Here is a 21345-nt window from a genome sequence, read left to right on the forward strand (position 1 = left end):
TTTTTTAACCCGCCACGCCACTGCTCTGCTCACTCACAGGAACCATCATGTTTTCAAATATCAAAATCGGCGTACGACTGCTAGTCGGCTTCATCCTTGTTGCTGCCATCAGCATTGTGGTGGGCGGGATAGGCATCAATAGCGCCAACCGGATCAACGATATGGCTGATGCGATGTACCAGCAGGAACTGATGGGGGTATCGCTCGTCAAGGAAGCCAATATCAACCTGATCTACATCGGCCGCGCGCGCTCGAATTATCTGTTGTCGACGACCCAGGAAGAACGCGCCCTCAATCTGGCGTCCATCACCAAGAGCAGCGCGGCCGTCAAGGACTTGCTGGCAAAATCGCGGCCCTTGTTCAGCTCGGCGCGCGCAAAGGAAATCTTTGTGACCTTCGACAAGACCTGGGAGGAGTACCAGCGCGACATGCAGCAAGTGCTGACATTGGCCGGTGCCGAACCCTTGCAACAACGCAGCGAAGCATTGACGAAGGTGTTGGTCGAGTCCCGCGCGAAAGCCAACATCATCGATGACCAGATGACCGAACTGACGGTGATCAAGGAAAACCGCGCCAAGGATGCCTCGGCCGAAACCACTGCGCTGTATGAAAGCAGCCGTCTGCTGATGATGATCGCCATTGCTGTCGGCGTATTGCTCGGTATCGCACTGGGCGTACTCATCAGCCGCAGCGTGACAATCCCGTTGAACAAAGCCCGTGATGCCGCCAACCGGCTGGCCGAAGGCGACCTGACAGTGCGGATCGAATCAACGGCAACGGACGAAACCGGCCAGATGCTGCGCTCGATGCAGGCGATGATTACGAAGCTGTCGCAGGTCGTGTCGGACGTCAACAGCGGTGCGCAGGCCCTGGCCAGCGCCTCCGAAGAAGTCAGCGCGACTTCGCTGTCGCTGTCGCAAGCCTCCAGCGAGCAAGCCGCCAGCGTCGAAGAAACCAGCGCCTCGATCGAGCAGATGTCGTCATCGATTGCGCAAAATACCGAGAACGCCAAAGTCACCGATGGCATGGCCAGCAAAGCGGCGCGTGAAGCTGCCGAAGGGGGTGTGTCGGTCAATGCCACGGTCGCTGCGATGAAGCAGATCGCCCGCAAGATCGGCATCATCGACGACATCGCGTACCAGACCAATTTGCTGGCCTTGAATGCCGCCATCGAAGCAGCCCGTGCCGGCGAACACGGCAAGGGTTTTGCGGTCGTCGCGGCCGAAGTGCGCAAGCTGGCCGAACGCAGCCAGATCGCCGCACAAGAGATCGGCGAAGTCGCCAGCAGCAGCGTCGAGCTGGCCGAAAAAGCCGGCAAGCTGCTCGACGAGATGGTGCCTAGCATCCGCAAGACCTCGGATCTGGTGCAGGAAATTGTGGCCGCCTCGAGCGAGCAATCGTCCGGCGTCAGCCAGATCAATGCCGCCGTGATGCAGCTGAGCCAGACCACGCAACAGAACGCATCGAGCTCCGAAGAACTGGCCGCGACGGCCGAAGAAATGAGCAGCCAGGCCGAGCAACTGCAAGCGACGATGGCCTTCTTCAAGCTCGACGGCATCGCCCGCAGCGGCGCGCAACCGGCACCGAAGCGCAACTATAGCGGCACCAGCGCCGGCCCGAAAGCCGGTAGCAACAAGCCTTCCGTCGCGCTGGCCCGGGCCGGTGGTGGTGAGCTCGACGAATCCCAGTTCACCCGTTTTTGAAGGCCGTCACCATGAACGCACTTGTGCAGACCGACAGCAAGGGACTGGTGCACGCGACAGCTGCGCCGGTGGCTAGCGGACCGAAGCAATACCTGACCTTTTTGCTCGGTGGCGAGATGTTTGCCATCGGCATTCTGGGCATCAAGGAAATCATCGAATACGACGGCCTGACGCGCGTGCCGATGATGCCCGAGTGCATACTCGGCGTGATCAACCTGCGCGGCGCGGTGGTGCCGGTGATGGACCTGGCGGCGCGCTTCGGCAAGCCGCCGACGACGATCACCAAGCGCACCTGCACCGTCATTGTCGAAGTCGCGGCCGCCGATGGCGAGCGTCAGGACATCACCCACGACATGGGACTGGTGGTCGATGCGGTCAATGCAGTGCTTGATATTCCGGATGCCGACATCGAACCGGCACCGGCCTTCGGCGCACGCATCCGCACCGACTTCATCGATGGCATGGGCAAGGTCAATGGCAAGTTCGTGATCCTGCTCAACATCAGCCGCGTGCTGTCTATCCAGGAGCTAGGCGCGCTGGCGCAACTGGCTGATGCACCAGCGGCACCGGCGGCATTGGCATCCTGAGCAACGATGAGCCTGCCCGTTATTACCGACCATGAGTTCGGCCAGTTCCAGCGCTTCATTTTCGAGGCCGCCGGCATCACGCTGTCGTCCTCGAAAAAAGCGCTGGTCAGCGGCCGGCTGGCCAAGCGACTCGCGCATTACCAGCTTGACAGTTACAGCGCCTATTTCCGGCTACTCGGCAGCCGCGAAAAGCCCGGCGAAGTGCAGACCGCGATCGACCTGCTGACGACTAACGAAACCTATTTTTTTCGCGAGCCGGCGCATTTCGATTTTTTGCGCGCGCGTGCGCTGGGGGCGGTCGGACGCGGCCAGCCGTTCCGGGTCTGGAGTGCCGCCAGCTCGACTGGCGAGGAAGCCTACAGCATCGCGATGGTGCTGGCCGACAGCCTCGGCAGCACGCCGTGGGAAGTGTTCGGCTCCGACATCAGCAGCAGCGTGCTGGCCGGTGCGCGCAGCGGCCACTACTCGATGCAGCGTACCGACCATATCCCGCAAGCCTATCTGACGCGCTACTGCCTCAAGGGTGGCGGTGACCACGCAGGCACCTTGCTGATCGACCGCGCCCTCCGCAACAAGGTGCGCTTTGCGCAAGTCAATCTGAACGACCGGCTGCCGGAAATGGGCCAGTTCGATGTGATTTTCCTGCGCAATGTGATGATCTATTTCAGCGACGACACCAAGCGCGACGTGGTGGCACGCGTGCTGTCGAAACTCAAGCCGGGCGGGCACTTTTGCATCGGCCATTCGGAAAGCCTGAACGACATCACGACCGACGTCGAGACGCTGTCGCCGTCGATTTATCGCAAGTCATAGCAGGAATGCCATCCTCATTTTCTGAGTATCAGCCATGAAGCGGATCAAGGTGATGCTGATCGATGGGTCGGCATTGGTGCGTCAGGTATTGGGTGAGGTGCTGGCGACCGATCCGCAGATCGACGTCATCAGCGCAGTCGCCAGTCCGCTGCTGGCAACGGCGCGCATGAAGATACAGTGGCCCGACGTGATCGTGCTCGACATCGACATGCCCGGCATGGAGGGTCTGCCATTTTTACGCCAGATCATGCGTGAGCGACCGACGCCTATCGTGGTCTGCTCGTCACGGACCGACGCCGGTGACCGCACGGCGAGCGAAGCGCTGGCTGCCGGTGCCGTCGCCTTCATCGCCAAGCCCACGCTGGGCATCAAACAATTCCTCGGCGACCACGCGAGTGAACTGCTCAGCGCCGTCAGGACGGCCGCAAAAGTCCGTATCAAGCCATTGATCGTGGTCGAAAAATTCAGTGCCGACGCGATCCTGCCAGCCGCCGCCGGTCACGGCGCGATGATCCAGACTACCCGGCACATCGTCGCGCTGGGCACCTCGACCGGCGGTACGCAGGCACTCGAAAAAGTACTGATGAGCTTGCCGCGCGTATCGCCCGGCATCGTCATCGTCCAGCACATGCCGGAAAAATTTACCGCCGAATTCGCTGCCCGCCTGAACATGCTGTGCCAGATCGAAGTGCGCGAAGCGCGTCACAAGGACCGCGTCGTGCAGGGCGTGGCATTGATCGCGCCGGGCGGCAAGCACCTGCTGCTGCGCCGCGTCGGCACGCAGTATTTTGTCGATGTCATCGATGGTCCGCTGGTCAACCGGCACCGGCCATCGGTCGACGTGCTGTTCCGGTCGGTGGCCAGGAGTGCGGGTGCCAACGCGCTCGGCGTCATCATGACCGGCATGGGTGACGACGGCGCGCTGGGCTTGCTGGAAATGCGCCGCGCCGGCGCCCGCACACTCGCGCAGGACGAAGAAAGCTGTGTCGTCTTTGGCATGCCGAAAGAAGCCATCAAGCTCGATGCGGTTGACAAGATCGTGCCGCTGGGCGCGATCGGACGCGAGATCCTGCAGCAGTTGTAAAGGAAAGCGTGGTCAGTCGCCGGCGATCGTCATGCTCTCGATGAGCACCGATCCGGTTTGCTTGGTGCCGCGCAGATGGGTGTCGGCACCGATCGCGACGATCTGCTTGAACATGGTTTGCATGTTGCCGGCGATGGTGATTTCTTCGACCGGATACTGAATTACGCCACCCTCGACCCAGAAGCCGGAGGCACCGCGTGAGTAATCGCCGGTGACGTAATTGGTACCCTCGCCCATCAGTTCGGTGACCAGCAAGCCGGTACCGAGCTGCCTGAGCATGGCCTTGAAGTCATCGGTCGGCTTGGTCCGGCTGGACGACATCGTCAGGTTGTGCGAGCCACCGGCATTGCCTGTACCCGCCATCCCCAGCTTACGCGCCGAATACGTCGACAGAAAATAGCCTTGCACTATCCCATCGACCACCACGTCGCGCGCGACCGTGCGGCAACCTTCATCATCGAACGGTGCCGATCCGACCGCACCAAGGACGTACGGGTCTTCGGCAATACGGATGTGACCGGACAAGGCCTGCTTGCCGAGCGAGTCGAGCAGGAAGGTGGATTTGCGATACAGCGCGCCGCCCGAGACGGCTTGCACGAACGTGCCCAGCAAGCCGACGGCTAGCGGGGCTTCGAACAGTACGGCACATTTGCGGGTCGATAGCTGGCGTGCGCGCAGTCGTGCCAGCGCACGCTCGGCGGCATAGCGGCCGATGGCTTCGGGACTGGCCAGGCGTTGCGGATCGCGCTGCGACGAATACCAGTCATCGCGCTGCATGCCGTTGCCGCGACCGGTGATCGGCGAGACCGACAGCGTGTGCCGCGAAAATGCATAGCCGCCCATGAAACCACGCGAGTTCGCCATCACGAATTGTGAGTGCTGCGCGTAGACGCCGGCCCCCTCGCTATTGTTGACGCGCGGATCGACCGCGAACGCGGCTGCTTCGCAGCGCTGCGCCAGCGCGATTGCTTGGGCGGCATCGATATCCCAGTGGTGATACAGCTGCAGGTCGCGCGGATTTTTTTCGTACTGATCGGTATCCGGCAGACCGGCGCAATTGTCTTCGGCCGTGAAACGGGCGATGTTCCAGGCCGCTTCGACGGTGGACTTGAGTGCCTGTTGGGAGAAGTCGGAGGTATCGGCGTTACCACTACGCATATGGCCTTCGCTACCGAGATACAGCGTCACCGAGACGCCCTTGTCCTTGTTCTGTTCGATAGTTTCAACCCGCCCCTTGCGCACGGTGACCGACAGTCCCTGGCCTTCATTGACTTCGACTGAGGCGTCCGAGGCACCGCGCTGGCGGGCGTAGCGCAGGACATCCTGAGTGAGTTGCTGCATTTGTTCGGGGGTATGGCTGAAGACGGCTGCGCTCATGGGCGGATTTGGGGAGAAAGGCGGTAAAGCGGTTATCATAGCAGCCGTTTATAGAATGGCTTTACGCCTCATCACTTCATCATGCCTAATCCCAATCGCGGTAACTGCGGCTTCCAATCGACCGAATTCGAACAGGAATACGAACGCCCTTCCAAGTCCCAACTCAAGCGCGACATGACTGCGCTGCAAAAGCTCGGTGCCGAGCTGGTCGCCGAAGCACGTGACCGCGTCAAGCGCGTACCGATGCCTGAAGATGTGCGCGAAGCCATCCTCGAATGCCAGCTGATCAAAGATCACGAAGGTCGTCGCCGTCAGTTGCAATATGTCGGCAAAAAAATGCGCACGCTCAATGACGACGAACTCGCTGCCATCCAGCGCACACTCGATAGCTGGCGCGGCCTGTCGAAAGCCGACACCAATGCGATGCACGCACTGGAACGGCGGCGCGATAAATTGCTCACCGATGAAAAAGTCCTGACCGACTTGCTCGACCAGAATCCTGAACTCGATGCCCAGCATCTGCGCGGCCTGATCCGTAACGCCCGCAAGGAGCAGGCGGAAAACAAGCCGCCGAAGGCGTATCGCGAGCTGTTCCAGATCCTCAAGCAGGTTGCTGCCAAGGCCAAGCCCGATGACGACGCTAATGACGACCACGACGAAGACTGACGCCGACGTGCTGCGCATCGGCCTGATCTCGGTCTCCGACCGCGCGTCGGCCGGCATTTACGAAGACCAGGGCATACCGGCCCTGCGTGCGTGGTTCACCAGCGCGCTGACCAGTCCCTGGGTCATCGTCACCCGTCTGATTCCGGATGAACGCCCTGCCATCGAAGCGGCACTGATCGACCTGGTGGATAACGAGCGCTGCCATCTGGTGCTGACCACCGGCGGCACAGGCCCGGCCCGTCGCGATGTGACACCGGAAGCCACGCTGGCGATCGCCACCAAGGAAATGCCCGGATTTGGCGAACAGATGCGCCAGATCAGTTTGCGCTTTGTGGCGACCGCTATCCTGTCACGACAGGTTGCCGTCATTCGCGAGACCAGCGACCATGCCGCGCTGATCATGAATTTGCCCGGTCAGCCGAAGTCGATCCGCGAAACGCTCGAAGGCCTGAAAGATACCGACGGCAAGCAACTGGTGGCCGGCATATTTGCCGCCGTGCCGTATTGCATCGATCTGATCGGTGGTCCGTACATCGAGACAGAGCCGGCTGTTTGCACCGTGTTCCGGCCCAAATCCGCGTTGCGGGTCAAGCCGGCCTGAAGCCTTTTTTCTATTCGCCATGACTCCTCCTCTGCTTGACTGCATCATCCTTGATACCTCGCCCGCGCCAACCGCCGCTGTCATCTGGCTGCATGGACTCGGTGCTGACGGCAATGACTTTGCGCCCGTCGTGGAGGAACTTGACCTGACCGGTTGCCCAGGCATCCGCTTCGTCTTTCCGCACGCGCCGACGATGCCGGTAACGGTCAACAACGGCTACGTGATGCGCGCGTGGTACGACATCCTCGGTACCGATCTGGTCCGGCGCGAAGACGAGGCCGGCTTGCGCAAGTCGCAAGCCGCTATTGAGCAATTGATCGCACAGCAAACCGCAGCGGGCATTCCCGCCAGCCGTATTGTGCTGGCAGGGTTTTCGCAAGGCTGCGCAATGACACTACAAACCGGCTTGCGTCATCCTAAGCAATTGGCCGGCTTGCTGTGCTTGTCCGGCTACGTGCCGCTCAACGCTAAGCTGGCTGAAGAACGGCATCCGGCCAACCAGCACACGCCGATCTTCCTGGCCCATGGCCGCAGTGATCCGGTGATCCCTTTTGCGCGTGCCGAGCAGTCGCGCGACCTGCTGCTGTCGCTCGGTTATGCCGTCGACTGGCAAGCGTATCCGATGCAACATTCACTCTGCCCGCAAGAGATCAAGGATATCGGTGCCTGGTTCCAAAAAACACTGACTACTAACTGATCGTCCATTCGGGAGCATCATCATTAACCGGCTCAACTTGCTCGCCAGCCTGATCGTTGACCAGCGCGTCGTGCTGATGGAGAGTTGGCGCGACCGGCTCCGGCAACTCGACTCGGCCCGGCATCTCGACCAGCCGACACTCAACGACCATATCCCCTTGTTGCTCGACGAGCTGGCCAGTGCGTTTCGACGCAATATGAGCGACAGCCGAATTGAATCGCACATTACGACGCCGCCGGAACACGGCCTGCAACGGCTCGAAGATGGCTTTGCCATTGATGAAGTGGTGGCCGAATACAACATCCTGCGCGCTTGCATCCACGACCTGGCCGACGACAATGGCTTGAGCTTGCAAGGCAAGCCATTCCATATTCTGAATCAGGTACTTGACGGGGCAATCGGCGCCGCCGTGCAAAGTTATGCAACGCAACGTGCGCTGGATGTGCAGACGCGCCGCGAAGATTATCTGGCGTTTGTTGCGCATGATTTGCGTACGCCGCTCAGTGCGATTTCTCTGGCGGCACGCGTGCTGGAGTTGTCAGTGCATGATCCGGCAAAAGCGAAGCAGACCGGCCAGATGCTCAAGACCTTGCATCGCAACGTGCAGCACTTGTCCTCGCTCGTCGCCAACATCCTTGATGAAAGTACCAATCTGCAAACCGGGAGTGGCGTCACGCTGAAGTGCCGCCACTTCGACCTGTGGCCACTGGTGGAAGCCTTGATCATCGACCTCCATCCGGTGGCAGGCACGGGCAGCACCCGCCTGCTCAACGAAGTGCCCGAAGACCAGACAATCTATGCCGATGCCAACCTGCTACGACGCGTCCTGCAAAATCTGATCGCCAACGCGATCCATTACACCCCGCACGGCGACGTCACGATTTCGGCCGGTCCGGCCGGCGATGGTCTAGGCATCGAATGCACCGTCAGCGATACCGGGTCCGGCATCGCTGCCGACCTGCTCGACAAGGTCTTCGACAAGTTCGAAAGCGATCCTGCCAACGGCAGCGGCATGGGACTGGGTCTGGCTATCGTCAAGACCTTTGTCGAAGCGCATGGTGGCCTGGTGGGTGTTGACAGCGTGCCGGGCCGGGGATCGGTGTTTCGGATTACCTTGCCGAATCACTGAAAATCGCGGCCCCGGCGACGTGGAACCGAACTTCGTTACGCCTCCACCAACCTGTAAGTATTCGTTTTTTAATCAACGATGTATTTACAGGAGAACAACCATGAGCAAAATAAGTCACTTCTTTGACAGTATTGGCAAGGCAATCTGTTCCATCAGTAAAGATTTATTCGGCATGCTGAAAGGGGTCATGGATACCCTGACATCCCTGGCAAAAGCCGTAGCAACCGGCGACATGAAGGAAATAGCAAAAAATCTCGCACAACTGGCGACGCAACTGGCAAACCTTCCGGCCGACCTTGCCACGACCGCAGTGATGGATGCCGTGAAGGAAGGGATGAAACTGGCAGGAGATGTGCTCGGATGCGCCGATAAACCCTGGATGCATAAAGTCATGGAGACAATACAGACTGCGGAATCGTTGACCGCACTGGCGAGCCCGGTTGGGATGCTCGCCGACGAGGCCGCTGCCATGGTTACCGGCAAACCGAGTCCTGCCGAAGATCTCTTCAAACAAGTCAAAAACACGGTGAGCTAAGCGGGACAAACGTCACGCCCACCGATTTACTTGAACACCACCGTCTTCGACCCGTTCAACAAAATCCGGTGTTCGACAAACCACTTCACCGCACGCGCCAGCACCACGCATTCAACATCACGGCCAATGGCCGTGAGTGTCTCGGGGTCCATCGCGTGATCGACCCGTTCGACATCCTGCTCGATGATCGGACCTTCATCCAAATCCCCGGTAACAAAATGCGCGGTCGCACCGATCAGCTTGACGCCGCGCTCGTGCGCCTGCGCATAAGGTTTCGCGCCCTTGAAACTGGGCAGAAACGAGTGATGAATATTGATGGCGCGGCCGCGGAACGCATAGCATAGCTCGGGCGACAGGATTTGCATGTAGCGCGCCAGCACGATCAGGTCGATGTCGTGGGTCGCTACCAGATCGAGGATTTTTTGTTCCTGCTTGCGTTTGTCATCCGGCGAAGCACCGGCGGCCAGCGGCAAATGATGGAAGGGAATGTTGTAGCTCGCTGCTAACTGATAAAACTCGGTGTGGTTCGAAACAATGGCTGGGATCTCGACTGGCAACAGGCCGCTGCGATAGCGAAACAGCAGGTCATTGAGGCAATGTCCGATCTTCGACACCATCAGCATCATCTTCGGCTTCTTGCGCGCGTCGTTGAGTTGCGCCGTCATTTGCATCGTCGCTGCCAGCGCCGCTATCCCGGCGTGCAATTGCTGATCACTCACGGCAGCATCTTCCGCAGAAAAATGAACCCGCATGAAAAACAGCTTTGACTGCGCATCGCCAAACTGGGCTGAGTCAATGATGTTGCAACCATGTTCGGCCAGGAAGCCGGAGACGCGATGCACGATGCCGCGCTGGTCGAGGCAGGAGAGAGTCAGGATATATTCGGGATGCATCATCGGGAAGGGAGCAGTTCGCAGGCAAAAAAGAGCCGCTATTGTCGCATGCTGCACTGGACCACGAACCGTAAACTGCTCTTTGGCGATCTTGAAAATACAGATCGACTGGACTGGCACTGTGCGGGTCCGGGCTTGCCGGACCCGATCCTCACCACACAACCCGGCCACTATGTGCCCAGGAGAGACCGGCCGCAGTAGAGCCAGGCCGGCTGTACTTCGAGACGTCAGGAGGACCGAACCGGCATCATTGATGCCGGTTCGGTCCTGCCACGATCACACCACCGATTTCGCTACTGACAAATTGCGCGGTGCGCCTATGGTGCCGACTTGCACGTCGCCGGATAACTGGCCACCCTCTTCGATGACGACCTTGCCGTAGCGGATCTTGCCCGATACCTTGCCGGTAGAATAAATGACCAGCTTTTGACGCACGGTCAGTTCACCATCAAACTCGCCGCGGATTTCGGCGATGTCAATTTCTGCCGAACCCTTGAATGCGCCACTTTCGGCGATCTGGATCACACGCGAATCCATCGTGGCCTCGACCCTGCCCTCGACCACAAGCGTGTCGCAATCGGTGATCTCGACGCCTTTGAGCTTGATGTTCGGACCGACGATGAGCTTGCTGCCGACTTCGTTGGTGCTCGACATTTCGGAAGGAGCAGGTGCTACCGGAGCAGCCGTCGTCGACGCAGGCGGAGCCGTGGTGCTGCCACCCGCAGGCGATGACTTCGAGATGCTTGAACCGCTACCTAAAGTGCTGCTGCCACTGCTGCTGAATGGCGAGGCTGGCGTGGCGGTGTCGCGTTTGCCAAAAAGTGTTTCTGATCGAAGCATGATATCTCCTGAGAATGCAATCCTGAAAAATGCATAGGTTGTAAAAGTGGTGATGTGAAATTCGCCAGGCCGGAACAATACGGAGCGCCCGACAGTCTCACCTCTGTTTTACCGAGCCATCGTGATTGAAGCATCTGCTTACGTATTGACGTAGAACATGGCGAGGAAAAAATGCAGGCGGGCTCTCGCCTGAACTCAGCATTTTGGCCGGTGCCATTTGAATAAGTTCCAGAATTGTTACACTTCAGAGAAAAAAGCACGACCGTTCCAAACTAAGCTATATTGCATGGCCACCAACAACCCGGAGACCACCATGTCCGCAACACCCAACATAGCGACTTTGATCAACCAGCAGTATCGCCTCGCCGCCCGCCCTGTCGGCCTTCCGGTCGACAGCGACTGGCATTTTACGACCGGACCCGTGCGCGAGATTGCCGACAATGAAGTGCTGGTGCAAACCATCTATCTGTCACTCGATCCGGCGATGCGCGGCTGGATGAATGACGGCAAATCTTACATCCGTCCGGTCGCCATCGATGAAGTCATGCGCGCCGGCGGCATCGGCAAAGTGCTGGCCTCGACATCACCGGCATTCGCGGTCGGCGACTTTGTCTCCGGCGGGTTGGGTGTACAAAGTTACTGGACCGGCGCGGCAGACGACAAGGTCGCCGGCTTGTTCAAGGTCGATCGTACCGTGGCACCGTTACCCAAATATCTCAATGCGCTCGGCATGCCCGGCATGACAGCGTATTTTGGTCTGCTTGAAGTCGGCCAGCCGAAAGCCGGCGAGACCGTGGTGGTCTCGGGCGCTGCCGGTGCGGTCGGGCAAACCGTCGGACAGGTCGCCAAACAGCGCGGATGCCGGGTGGTCGGCATCGCCGGCGGAGCAGAAAAATGCGCCTTCGTCGTCGATGAACTGGGCTTCGACGCCTGCATCGATTACAAAAATGGATCCGTCCGGGACGGACTGAAAGAGCATTGCCCGAAAGGCGTCGACGTCTATTTTGATAATGTCGGCGGCGACATCCTCGATACCGTGCTGACCCGCATCAATCTGAAAGCCCGCATTGTGATTTGCGGTGCGATCTCTCAGTACAACAACACGACCGCAGTCAAAGGACCGGCCAATTATCTGTCGCTGCTGGTGAACCGCGCGCGCATGGAAGGCATTGTGGTATTCGATTATGCCGACCGGTATCAACAAGGCGTCACGGCGATGGCGCAATGGATGCAGGAAGGCACGTTCAAGACGCGCGAAGATATCGTTGTCGGCCTGGAGAAATTTCCGGAAGCGCTGCTGATGCTGTTCAATGGCGGCAATTTCGGCAAGTTGATCCTGCAAGTGGCTGACGAAGGCTAGCTCCGACGGCCCGGATTGCACCATCATTTCCGGGCGGGCACCTCGAACATCAGGCTGCCCCAGAAGCTATCCCAATCCACCCCGGGCGCGTCGGTCGCAGCGATCATGTGGACGGTGCTGATCATCCATGTGCCGGCATACGGAAAGGTGTAAGTCACATCGCCGTTGCTGTCGCTGATCGCGCGAATCGAGACGGTCTGTTGACGGTTGTGATGCCATGCACGCAACAGGGCGTCAGGCAGCGGCTTGCCATCGAACAGCAACTTGAAGCGCAGCGGCGCGCCCGGTGGCGGCGAGAGCGGATCATCGAGTGGCACCAGTTCCAGCCGCTGCCCGGTACGCATCGCGTACGTGGCATCGGAGGTGCCGCCGGCGCGCATCAAGGTCTTGGTATGGCGACGAAAGCGTTCGCGCCCTTCCCGCCCCAGCGTGCCGGCCGCCTCGCGCTCGCGCACGATGCTGTCGAGACCTTCATCATGCAAATACGCATTGAACTTGTCGGCCGGGAGCGTGATCTGTGCGGTATGGCTATCGAACGCGACCAGATGGGTACCGGCGCGTCCGATGCGCACCGGCACCTGGCCGATCGCATCGACCGATGGCACCAGGCCCATCAAGTCTTCGCTACCCCCGACGGAGTAATGACGTAGCGCAGCCGAGTGACTGGTTAGGAAACCGGCTTGCGTGCCTTCAAAATACTCTCCGAAATAAATGAACAGTTGCGCACTTGTCCCCACCCGTGGCGACAGTGGTTCGGCACGCAACCAGAACTCGTGGGCGCCGGCCCAGCCGGACACCATCATCAGCAAAGTGGCAAAAACAGTCGTAATCCAGTGGCGCATGCAGGCTCGATTCGTCAGAGTAAAGGGTAGGCGGAGAGCGCCCGTTCCTCTTGTACGAAAGATGCGCTGGATCGGATGCACACCTGCCGGGCCGTACCGCAGTCGTGATCGGCTAGCCGGCTGCAAAGCGCACCGAAAACGTCGTCCCCTTGCCGCCGGGCCCGGTACTCAATTGCATCTCGGCGTCATGCGCGAGCACGATATCGCGCACGATGGCCAGTCCCAGGCCGCTGCCGGCGACAGTATCGTCAAGCCGGTAAAAACGATTAAAGATCAGTTCGCGCCGGGCCTCGGCGATACCAGGTCCGGAATCCTCGACCAGTAACAGCACGAGCGCATCTTCACGCCGGCAACTAACGGTCACGGTGCTACCGGGCGGCGAGTAGCGGATCGCGTTGTCGATCAGATTATCGATCAGGTCGCGCAACAGAAACGGGTCGGCATGCAGCGGTGCCGGCTGCAAATCGAAACCCAGATCGATTTGCTTGCGCACCGCCTGCTCGACAAACACCTGCACCGTATCCTCGATCAGACGGCACAGATCAACCTCCTCGAAGCGGTCTTTTTCAAGCCGACTCGGCTCGGCCCGCGCCAATGCCAGCAACTGGTTGGTATGGCGAATCATCCGCGCGGTAGCGCTCAGCATCAGCGTCGCCGAGTGCGCGGTTTCGTGCCCTTCCGGATGGCGCTGCTGCAACCATTCGAGCTGCATCTGCAAGGCCGCCAGCGGCGTGCGCAACTGGTGGGCGACGTTGGCCAGGAAGGCTTGCTGCGCCGCCGCGCCCGCCTGCACCTTGCCAAGCAGCGTATTGATCGCATCGACCAGCGGGCGCAGTTCGCGCGGCAGATGCACATCGCTGACAGGTGCCAGCGTGTCGTGGCTGCGCGCATCGAGATCCGCCTGCATTTTTTTCAGCGGCAGCAAACCCCGCGTGACAGCCAGCCACACCAGCGCAATCGAGATCGCCGTCAGCAAGCCTTCCAGCACGACGAGCCCGGCGAAAATTTCGGTCCGGATCAGACTGCGCTTACGCAAGGTTTCACTGACGCTGATCGACACGACCTGCGTGCCGACACGCGCCTTGAGCACGATCATGCGGATCGCCTCGCCGCGCATCATGCCGGAATAGGCGACCGGATCGTTGAGCTCTGCCGGTGCCGGCAACGAGGGAAAATCTTTGTCGCCGGCGACCACCTGTCCCGATTGATCACGCACGATGAAATAGATTTCATCGACATGATCAAGCCGCAGCACCTGTTCGGCCTGCTGCGGCAAGTCGACCAGTATCGCGCCGTCGTTATCGCGCAAGCGCGGCACCAGCGCCCAGGCCGCGTCGGCAAGGCTCTGGTCAAATGCCATTTGCGCCGGCACCCAGGCCAGCCGGTACGTCAGCGCGGCACCAATCAGGTTGATCGCCAGCAGCGGTGCAATCAGCCACTTCAGCAGGTTGATGCGGATACTGCCGACGTGAGCCATCACGGCGCGACCGGCTCCAGCAGATAGCCGAAGCCGCGAATAGTGCGGATGACGATGTTCGATGGCGCGATTTTCAGGCGAATGCGCGAGACATAGACTTCGACCGCATTGAGCGTCAAGTCCTCGCCCCACGGCAGGATCGCGTCGATGATCTGCTGCTTCGACACCACCCGCGATGCTTGCTGCATCAGGTATTCAAGCACCGCCCACTCGCGTACCGAAAACTCGATCGATTGAGTGCCGATGTGCGCGCGCCGGGCAAAGGTGTCGAGCGTCAGACCACCAATAGTGAGTTCGATCGGCTTGGGCGCACTGCGCCGCACCAGCGCTTTCAGACGCGCCACCAGTTCCAGTGTAGAGAACGGCTTGACCAGATAATCATCGGCACCGAGCTCAAAGCCGTGCACCCGATCCTGGATCGCATCGCGCGCGGTTAGCAGCAATACCGGGACCTGCATGCCATGCAGCCGCAAGCGCCGCACGACTTCAAACCCATCGATGCCGGGCAGGCCGATATCGAGTACCAGCACAGCGATTTCGGCATGCTTGATGGCCAATTCAACCGCACTGCCGTTGTCGACCACATCGACCACCATGCCATGCGAGCGCAAGGCCCGCGCAATGCCATCGGCCAGTACCGAATCATCTTCTGCCAGCAAAACATGCATCGCCGTGTCACTTCAAAAAAAGGAAATTGTCAGCTTGCCGTCAGCTTGCCGTCATGGTCCCGACAGGACCGGTCGCTAGTCTACGGCTACCAGTTAAACACCGCGAATTTTATTTCCGCGCCACCCGATCCAGGACTTTTATGTACCCGACACCACTTCTCGTTGCGACACTGACCGCCGTGCTGCTGAGCGCCTGCGCAACGCCGGCGCATCACGTGCCGGCCGCCCCGTCGCATCGTACCGTACAAGGCACGGTCGTCAGTTTCTATTTTGCCGGGACACCTGCGCAGGAATTACCACCCTGCCTGGCCATGCGTTCGCCGGCCGAACGCGCTGAGCATCGCTATGTCCGCATCAGCTATCCGTCGCTGCGCCAGACACAAAGCACCGTCGCCGAATGGCCCGATGCCGTGCAACTGGTACTCAACCAGCCGGTCGATGTCTGGCCCGAAAACTGCGCTGCCGGCCGCCTCGGCCGTCTGGCCCGCGTGCTGCCGCTGCAGCAATGAGGGACATGATCATGCGTACCCTGAACGGATTACTCGTCGCGTTGCTGATGCAGGCGTCGGTCAGCTTTGCCGGCAATGGCAACCTGACACTGGACGATGCACTGCAAAGCGCGCACCGTCAAAACCACGACCTGCGTCTGGCCGGCATCGCCATTGCCAGCGCACATGCTGCCAGCATAATGGCGGCGGCTGCCCCGAACCCGATGCTGACTTTGCAGACCTTCGGCATCAATCCGCATACCGGCATCGGTGCCGGCGGCTTGCGTGACAAGACCGTCGACAGCGCCGTGCGCGTCGACCAGTTGATCGAGCGCGGCGACAAGCGCGCCTTGCGCACCCAAAATGCGATGCAGCTGGAAGTCGCTGCGCAGCGCGACCTCGATGACGTACAGCGCCAGCTTGGCATTGCTGTCAGCCAGGCCTATTACGACGTGCTGGCCGCGCTGGAAAAACAGACGCTCACGCGCCAGAGTGCCACGCTCTACGACGCCACCGTCGCCGCCGCCCGAAAACGCTTGAAGGCCGGCGACCTGGCCAGTGCCGATGTCGCGCGTCTGCAGATCGATGCGCTGCGTGCACAAAATGATGTGGTCCAGAGCGGTGCCGATCTGGCCCGTGCACGTGAAGTGCTGGCGCTGCTGCTGGGCACCCGCGACGCGCCGGCCAGCCTGACACCGACCGATCCATGGCCAACGCTGGCATTCGACGGTAGCCTGTCGCCGCAGTCACTCGATGCACTGCTGGCGCGTCGCGCTGATGTGCTCGCTGCACAGGCGCGGGTCGATGCCGCCGTCACCGCGCACAAGCAGGCGCTGGCCTTGCGCACCCGTGATGTCTCGGTCGGCGTGCAGTTCGATCACTATCCGGTCAGTGCGACCAACACGCAGGGTAGCGGCAACACCTTCGGCATCGCGCTGCAGATCCCGCTGTTCGTGCGCTATCAGTACGACGGCGAAATCCGCCTGGCCGACAGCCTGCGCGACAGCGCCGAAGAAAACCTGGCGCGCATCCGCGACCTAGCCCGCAGCGACCTGGCGCGCAGCCGCGCCGATGCGCAAGCCGCCTTCGAACGCATCGCCCGCTACGACGATGGCTTGCTGGCTGCGGCCCGCAAATCGGTCGACGCTACCGAATTCGCTTTTGCCCATGGCGCCCTCGGCGTGATGGACGTCCTCGATGCACGCCGGACCTGGCGCGCCACGCAGCTCGATGCGCTGGCGGCACGGGCCGACTACGCCAAATCCCTGGCGGCCTGGCAGGCTGCCACCAACGAAAGAATCACACCATGATGCAGCCAACCCGCTTATTCAAGGCCGGCCTGCTGGCCGCCGCCATCGCCGCTGCCTTCGCTGGCTATCGTTACGTCAACGCCGCCGCAGAACCCATACCCGTCGTCGCGCCGGTCGCGCAAAAAACCCCAGGCCTGATCGAACTCGGTGCAGCCGCACCGCAGCTCTCGTCACTGCGCATCAGCACCGTCCAGGCCGAAGCCTTGCCGCTATCCGAACCGCTGACCGGACGCATCACCTACGATGAAAACCGCACCACCCGCGTCAGCTCGCCGGTGGCCGGACGGGTCACCGGCCTGCATGCCGAGGTCGGCGACATGGTCGCGCGCGGTGCCTTGCTGGCCACGCTAGATGCGCCCGACCTGGCCACGGCCGACGCTGACTGGCGCAAGGCGCAAGCCGACGAGGTACGCAAGAAGCTCGCGCTGGACCGCGCCCGCACCTTGTTCGACGGCGAAGTCATCGCCCGCAAGGACGTCGAATCGGCGCTGGCCGACCAGCAGCAAGCCAGCGCCGAAACCCGTCGCGCCGGTTTGCGCATGAAGAGCTTGCACGCCACCGGCAGCGAGAATGGCCAGTTCCGCCTGAGCGCGCCGCTGGCCGGCGTGGTGGCCGATCGCCAGATCAATCCGGGCCTGGAAGTACGACCCGATTTGCCGAACCCGCTGTTCGTCATCACCGACCTGAACCGGTTGTGGGTCATCGTCGATGTGCCCGACCGCAGTGCCGCCGGCTTGAAGCCGGGCCAGGCCGTCACGCTCGATACCGATGCCTGGCCAGGCGAACACTTTGCGGCCCGCATCGACCGCGTCGGCCTGACGCTGGACCCCGGCACGCGCCGTGTGCAGGTGCGCTGCGCAGTCAATAATCCCGACCACAAGCTCAAGCCGGAGATGTTTGCCCGCGTCGCTTTCCTGTCCGGCGATGGCGCGCAACAGGCCATCCCGCTGCCCAACACCAGCCTGTTCGCCGATGGCGTGGCCAGCTATGTGTTCGTCGAAAAACAAGTTGGTACGTTCGAGAAGCGCCGCGTCAATGTGCGTCTGCGCGGGCGCGATACCAGTTATGTCGACACCGGCCTGGCCAGCGGTGAGCGGGTCGTCACTGATGGCGCTTTCCTGCTGAACGCCGAAGGAGCCGGCGATGCTCGATAAGCTGATTGATTTCGTGCTGGCGCAGCGCGTGTTCGTGCTGATCCTGACGCTGGCGCTGACGCTGTTCGGCTATCGCGCGCTGACCAATCTGCCGATCGAAGCCTTCCCCGACGTGCAGGATGTGCAGGTCCAGATCGTCACGCAATTTCCGGGACAGGCGCCGGAAGAAGTCGAGCGCGCAATCACGCTGCCGATCGAACGCGAGATGAGCGGCGTGCCGCACCAGACCCAGTTGCGCTCGGTCACGCTGACCGGCCTGTCGGTGGTGACGCTGACCTTTGCCGATGGCACCGACGATTATTTCGCTCGCCAGCAGGTGCTGGAAAAGCTCGGTAACGTCACGCTGCCGACCGGCATCCAGCCCAGCCTCGCGCCACTGACCACCGCCGTCGGTGAAATCTTCCGCTACATCGTCGATGCGCCGGCCGGCATGGATGCCAATGCGGTGCGGGCCTTGCAGGACTGGGTGATCCGGCCCGGCCTGCGCATCGTGCCGGGCGTAGCCGACGTCGTCAGCTTCGGCGGCACGGTCAAGGAATACCAGGTGCAGATCGACCCGGCCGCACTCAAGCGCTACAACGTCACGCTCGATCAGGTCAGCCAGGCGCTGACCAACAACAGCGCGAACGTCGGCGGCGGACTGGTGCGGCGCGGCGACGAAGCACTGGTGGTGCGCGGCATCGGCATCTTCAACCGGCTCGATGACATCGGTCGCGTGATGGTCAGCGCAAAGAACGGCAACACGGTGCTGGTGTCGGATGTGGCCACCGTCACCACGGGCTTCCGGCCGCGCTCCGGCGTGGTCGCGTACAACGACAACGACAGCGTGGTCGAGGGCATCGTCCAGATGACCAAGGGCAGCAACGCCGCCAAGGTGGTAGCCGACGTCAAGCTGCGCATCGCTGCGATCAATGCCAAGCTGCCGTCGGGCGTGCGTCTGAAAACCATCTATGACCGCACCGAGCTGATCGATCACACGGTCAAGACCGTGGCTGAAAACCTGCTGGTCGGCGCGGGACTGGTGATCGCCATCCTGATGCTGTTCCTCGGGAACTGGCGCGCCGCACTGATCGTCGCGACCGTGATTCCGCTGTCGCTGCTGTGCGCGTTCATCATGCTCGATGCGCGCGGCATTCCGGCTAATCTGATCTCGCTGGGCGCGGTCGACTTCGGCATCATCATCGACAGTGCGGTGGTGCTGGTCGAGGCGCTGATGGTGCGACTGGCACTGCAAACCTATGATCCGGCCAGCGGCCTGTCGGCCACCGCGTGGCGCACCCGCACGCTCAAGGAAACCGTGGTCCAGCTCGGCCATCCGATCCTGTTTGCGAAGGCCATCATCATCCTCGCCTTCATCCCGATCTATACCTTCCAGCGGGTCGAGGGCAAGATTTTTTCGCCGGTCGCTTTCACGATCAGTTTCGCGATGGTCGGCGCCATCATCCTGACAATGACGCTGGTACCGACGCTGCTGGCGTGGACCATGCAGCGTCATCCGATGGCCGAAAAACACAGCCACTGGATGACGGCGATCCAGTCCTGGTACCGGCGCATGCTGAACGGCGCACAGCAGCGCCGCAAGCTGGTGTTCGGGTGCGCTGCCGTCGCGCTGGTGCTGACGATGGGACTGGCACCGATGCTGGGCAGCGAGTTTTTGCCCAAGCTCGACGAAGGCAATATCTGGCTGACCATCAGCCTGCCGAACTCCAGCTCGCTGGAAAAAACCCGTGCGATGGAACAGCAGGTACGCGCCATCCTGAAGAGCTATCCGGAAGTCAATAACGTGCTCTCGCACATCGGCCGGCCCGATGACGGTACCGATCCGAAAGGCCCGAACAACATGGAAATCCTGGCCGACCTGAAGCCGCATGCGAGCTGGAACTTCAAGGACAAAGAGGCGCTGGTGGCCGACATGACCGAAAAAATCCATCACCTGCCCGGCTTGCCGACCAATTTTTCGCAAGTCATCCAGGACAACGTCGAAGAAGCATTGTCCGGTGTGAAGGGCGAAATCGCGATCAAGATCTTTGGTCCGGACCTGGCCATCCTGTCGCAAAAAAGCGAGCAGGTCGCGGCCATCCTGTCGACCATTCAGGGTGCCGCCGATGTCGCTGCGGTCAAGATCGGTGGCCAGAGCGAACTCGATATCGTAATGGACCGCGAACGCATCGCCCGGCTCGGCATCAATGTCGCCGATGTCAACACGGCGATCCAGACTGCGCTGGCGGGCAATGCCGTCAATGTCTATTACGAAGGCGATCGCCGCTTCGATATCGTGATCCGCCTGCAGGAAGAGTCGCGTAATTCGGTCGACGATATCGCCGCGCTGCAGATCAGCTTGCCGGGTGCCACAGGCACCGTCGCACTGGGCGATCTGGCGCGTATCGATATCCGTCAGGGACCGGCCCGCATCAGCCGCGAAGCCGGCGAACGCAATGCGTCGGTCAAGGCCAATCTGCTGGGTCGCGACCAGGGTAGCTTTGTCGCTGAAGCGCAGCAGAAAGTCGCTGCTCAAGTGCATCTGCCACCCGGTTACCAGATCAGCTGGGGCGGTCAGTTCGAGAACCAGCAGCGCGCCGTCAAGCGGCTCGAAGTGATCGTGCCGATCACCGGCCTGCTGATTTTTTCATTACTGTTCTGGGCCTTTAAGTCGGTACCGAAAGCCTTGCTGGTACTGGCCATCGTGCCGTTCGCGCTGATCGGCGGCATCGTCGGACTGGCGCTGGCGGGCCTGCATTTTTCGGTGTCGGCAGCGGTCGGTTTCATTGCCGTGGCCGGGATCTCGGTACAGAACGGCGTGATCATGGTCGAGCAGATGGTCGAGAACGGCCGGACTGACAAGAATGGATTCGCCAGTTCGGTCGAGGGTGCGGTATCGCGCTTGCGACCCATCCTGATGACGGCGCTGATGGCTGGTCTTGGCTTGCTGCCAGCGGCGCTGTCGCATGGCATCGGCTCCGAAACCCAGCGTCCGTTCGCGGTCGTCATCGTCGGCGGCATTGTGTCGGCAACTTTCTTTACGCTGCTGTTGCTGCCGCTGGCCTATGCGTGGTTCTCTGACAAACAAAACAAACAAGACAAACAATCCAATGAGGAAATTTAATATGCATTTAAAAAGCGT

The 21345-nt window shown here is 60.9% G+C and carries 20 protein-coding genes; 14 read left to right on the top strand and 6 right to left on the bottom strand.

The window, feature by feature from the left end:
* The first annotated feature begins 47 nt into the window (after positions 1-47).
* Genes RHM62_RS13000 through RHM62_RS13015 form a run of 4 tightly spaced genes read left to right on the top strand, consistent with a single transcriptional unit; the run spans position 48 to position 4187 of the window.
* Entirely contained in the window at positions 48-1703 is a 1656-nt protein-coding gene (locus RHM62_RS13000) for a methyl-accepting chemotaxis protein (RefSeq protein ID WP_322122510.1), read from the top strand.
* Positions 1704-1714: 11 nt separating this feature from the next.
* Entirely contained in the window at positions 1715-2290 is a 576-nt protein-coding gene (locus tag RHM62_RS13005) for a chemotaxis protein CheW (protein WP_322122511.1), read from the top strand.
* A gap of 6 nt (positions 2291-2296) precedes the next feature.
* Positions 2297-3103: a protein-glutamate O-methyltransferase CheR gene (locus tag RHM62_RS13010; RefSeq protein ID WP_322122512.1), complete on the top strand. Its 807-nt coding sequence runs from the start codon at positions 2297-2299 to the stop codon at positions 3101-3103.
* A 34-nt stretch (positions 3104-3137) separates the two neighbouring features.
* On the top strand, positions 3138-4187 hold the full coding sequence (locus tag RHM62_RS13015; RefSeq protein WP_322122513.1) for a chemotaxis response regulator protein-glutamate methylesterase: 1050 nt from the start codon (positions 3138-3140) through the stop codon (positions 4185-4187).
* Between the two features lie 12 nt (positions 4188-4199).
* Here RHM62_RS13015 and pmbA read toward each other — a convergent pair whose 3' ends face one another.
* Entirely contained in the window at positions 4200-5564 is a 1365-nt protein-coding gene (gene pmbA / locus RHM62_RS13020; protein WP_322122514.1) for a metalloprotease PmbA, read from the bottom strand.
* Between the two features lie 81 nt (positions 5565-5645).
* On the opposite strand from pmbA, the gene yjgA reads away from it, so the two are divergent.
* The 5 genes from yjgA to RHM62_RS13045 all read left to right on the top strand — a co-directional run bounded on the left by yjgA (position 5646) and on the right by RHM62_RS13045 (position 9192).
* Positions 5646-6230: a ribosome biogenesis factor YjgA gene (gene yjgA, locus RHM62_RS13025; protein ID WP_322122515.1), complete on the top strand. Its 585-nt coding sequence runs from the start codon at positions 5646-5648 to the stop codon at positions 6228-6230.
* A complete protein-coding gene (mog, locus tag RHM62_RS13030; RefSeq protein ID WP_322125410.1) occupies positions 6208-6831 on the top strand; it encodes a molybdopterin adenylyltransferase in 624 nt (207 codons plus the stop codon). The genes yjgA and mog overlap by 23 nt, the downstream gene beginning before the upstream one ends.
* 19 nt (positions 6832-6850) lie before the next feature.
* Complete coding sequence (locus RHM62_RS13035) at positions 6851-7528, top strand: alpha/beta hydrolase (RefSeq protein WP_322122516.1); 678 nt, start codon at positions 6851-6853, stop codon at positions 7526-7528.
* A 37-nt stretch (positions 7529-7565) separates the two neighbouring features.
* The gene (locus RHM62_RS13040; RefSeq protein ID WP_322122517.1) at positions 7566-8657 is read left to right on the top strand and encodes a HAMP domain-containing sensor histidine kinase; all 1092 of its coding nucleotides are present in this window, start codon (positions 7566-7568) and stop codon (positions 8655-8657) included.
* A 100-nt stretch (positions 8658-8757) separates the two neighbouring features.
* The gene (locus RHM62_RS13045; protein ID WP_322122518.1) at positions 8758-9192 is read left to right on the top strand and encodes a hypothetical protein; all 435 of its coding nucleotides are present in this window, start codon (positions 8758-8760) and stop codon (positions 9190-9192) included.
* 26 nt (positions 9193-9218) lie between these two features.
* Here RHM62_RS13045 and purU read toward each other — a convergent pair whose 3' ends face one another.
* Positions 9219-10088: a formyltetrahydrofolate deformylase gene (purU, locus tag RHM62_RS13050; protein WP_322122519.1), complete on the bottom strand. Its 870-nt coding sequence runs from the start codon at positions 10086-10088 to the stop codon at positions 9219-9221.
* Between the two features lie 273 nt (positions 10089-10361).
* Entirely contained in the window at positions 10362-10925 is a 564-nt protein-coding gene (locus RHM62_RS13055; RefSeq protein WP_322122520.1) for a polymer-forming cytoskeletal protein, read from the bottom strand.
* A 313-nt stretch (positions 10926-11238) separates the two neighbouring features.
* Here RHM62_RS13055 and RHM62_RS13060 point away from each other — a divergent pair, with 313 nt between their 5' ends.
* Positions 11239-12285, top strand: coding sequence for an NADP-dependent oxidoreductase (locus RHM62_RS13060; protein ID WP_322122521.1), 1047 nt, complete (start codon positions 11239-11241; stop codon positions 12283-12285).
* Positions 12286-12308: 23 nt separating this feature from the next.
* On the opposite strand, the gene RHM62_RS13065 is transcribed toward RHM62_RS13060, so the two are convergent.
* The 3 genes from RHM62_RS13065 to RHM62_RS13075 form a co-directional block, all read right to left on the bottom strand.
* A complete protein-coding gene (locus tag RHM62_RS13065; RefSeq protein ID WP_322122522.1) occupies positions 12309-13127 on the bottom strand; it encodes a DUF4198 domain-containing protein in 819 nt (272 codons plus the stop codon).
* Positions 13128-13239: 112 nt separating this feature from the next.
* Positions 13240-14604: a sensor histidine kinase gene (locus RHM62_RS13070; protein ID WP_322125411.1), complete on the bottom strand. Its 1365-nt coding sequence runs from the start codon at positions 14602-14604 to the stop codon at positions 13240-13242.
* On the bottom strand, positions 14604-15272 hold the full coding sequence (locus RHM62_RS13075) for a response regulator transcription factor (RefSeq protein WP_322122523.1): 669 nt from the start codon (positions 15270-15272) through the stop codon (positions 14604-14606). The genes RHM62_RS13070 and RHM62_RS13075 overlap by 1 nt, the downstream gene beginning before the upstream one ends.
* A gap of 140 nt (positions 15273-15412) precedes the next feature.
* Here RHM62_RS13075 and RHM62_RS13080 point away from each other — a divergent pair, with 140 nt between their 5' ends.
* Genes RHM62_RS13080 through RHM62_RS13095 form a run of 4 tightly spaced genes read left to right on the top strand, consistent with a single transcriptional unit; the run spans position 15413 to position 21327 of the window.
* Positions 15413-15781, top strand: coding sequence for a hypothetical protein (locus RHM62_RS13080; RefSeq protein WP_322122524.1), 369 nt, complete (start codon positions 15413-15415; stop codon positions 15779-15781).
* Between the two features lie 11 nt (positions 15782-15792).
* Positions 15793-17070 (top strand): TolC family protein, encoded by a 1278-nt coding sequence (locus RHM62_RS13085; protein ID WP_322122525.1) that lies wholly within the window; start codon positions 15793-15795, stop codon positions 17068-17070.
* Positions 17067-18224, top strand: a complete 1158-nt coding sequence (locus tag RHM62_RS13090; RefSeq protein ID WP_322122526.1) for an efflux RND transporter periplasmic adaptor subunit — start codon at positions 17067-17069, stop codon at positions 18222-18224. Before RHM62_RS13085 ends, RHM62_RS13090 begins: the two co-directional genes overlap by 4 nt.
* Positions 18214-21327, top strand: coding sequence for a CusA/CzcA family heavy metal efflux RND transporter (locus tag RHM62_RS13095; RefSeq protein ID WP_322122527.1), 3114 nt, complete (start codon positions 18214-18216; stop codon positions 21325-21327). The genes RHM62_RS13090 and RHM62_RS13095 overlap by 11 nt, the downstream gene beginning before the upstream one ends.
* The last annotated feature ends 18 nt before the right edge of the window (positions 21328-21345 follow it).

The sequence above is a fragment of the Actimicrobium sp. CCC2.4 genome, from assembly GCF_034347385.1.
In the GTDB taxonomy this organism is placed as follows: Bacteria; Pseudomonadota; Gammaproteobacteria; order Burkholderiales; family Burkholderiaceae_D; genus Actimicrobium.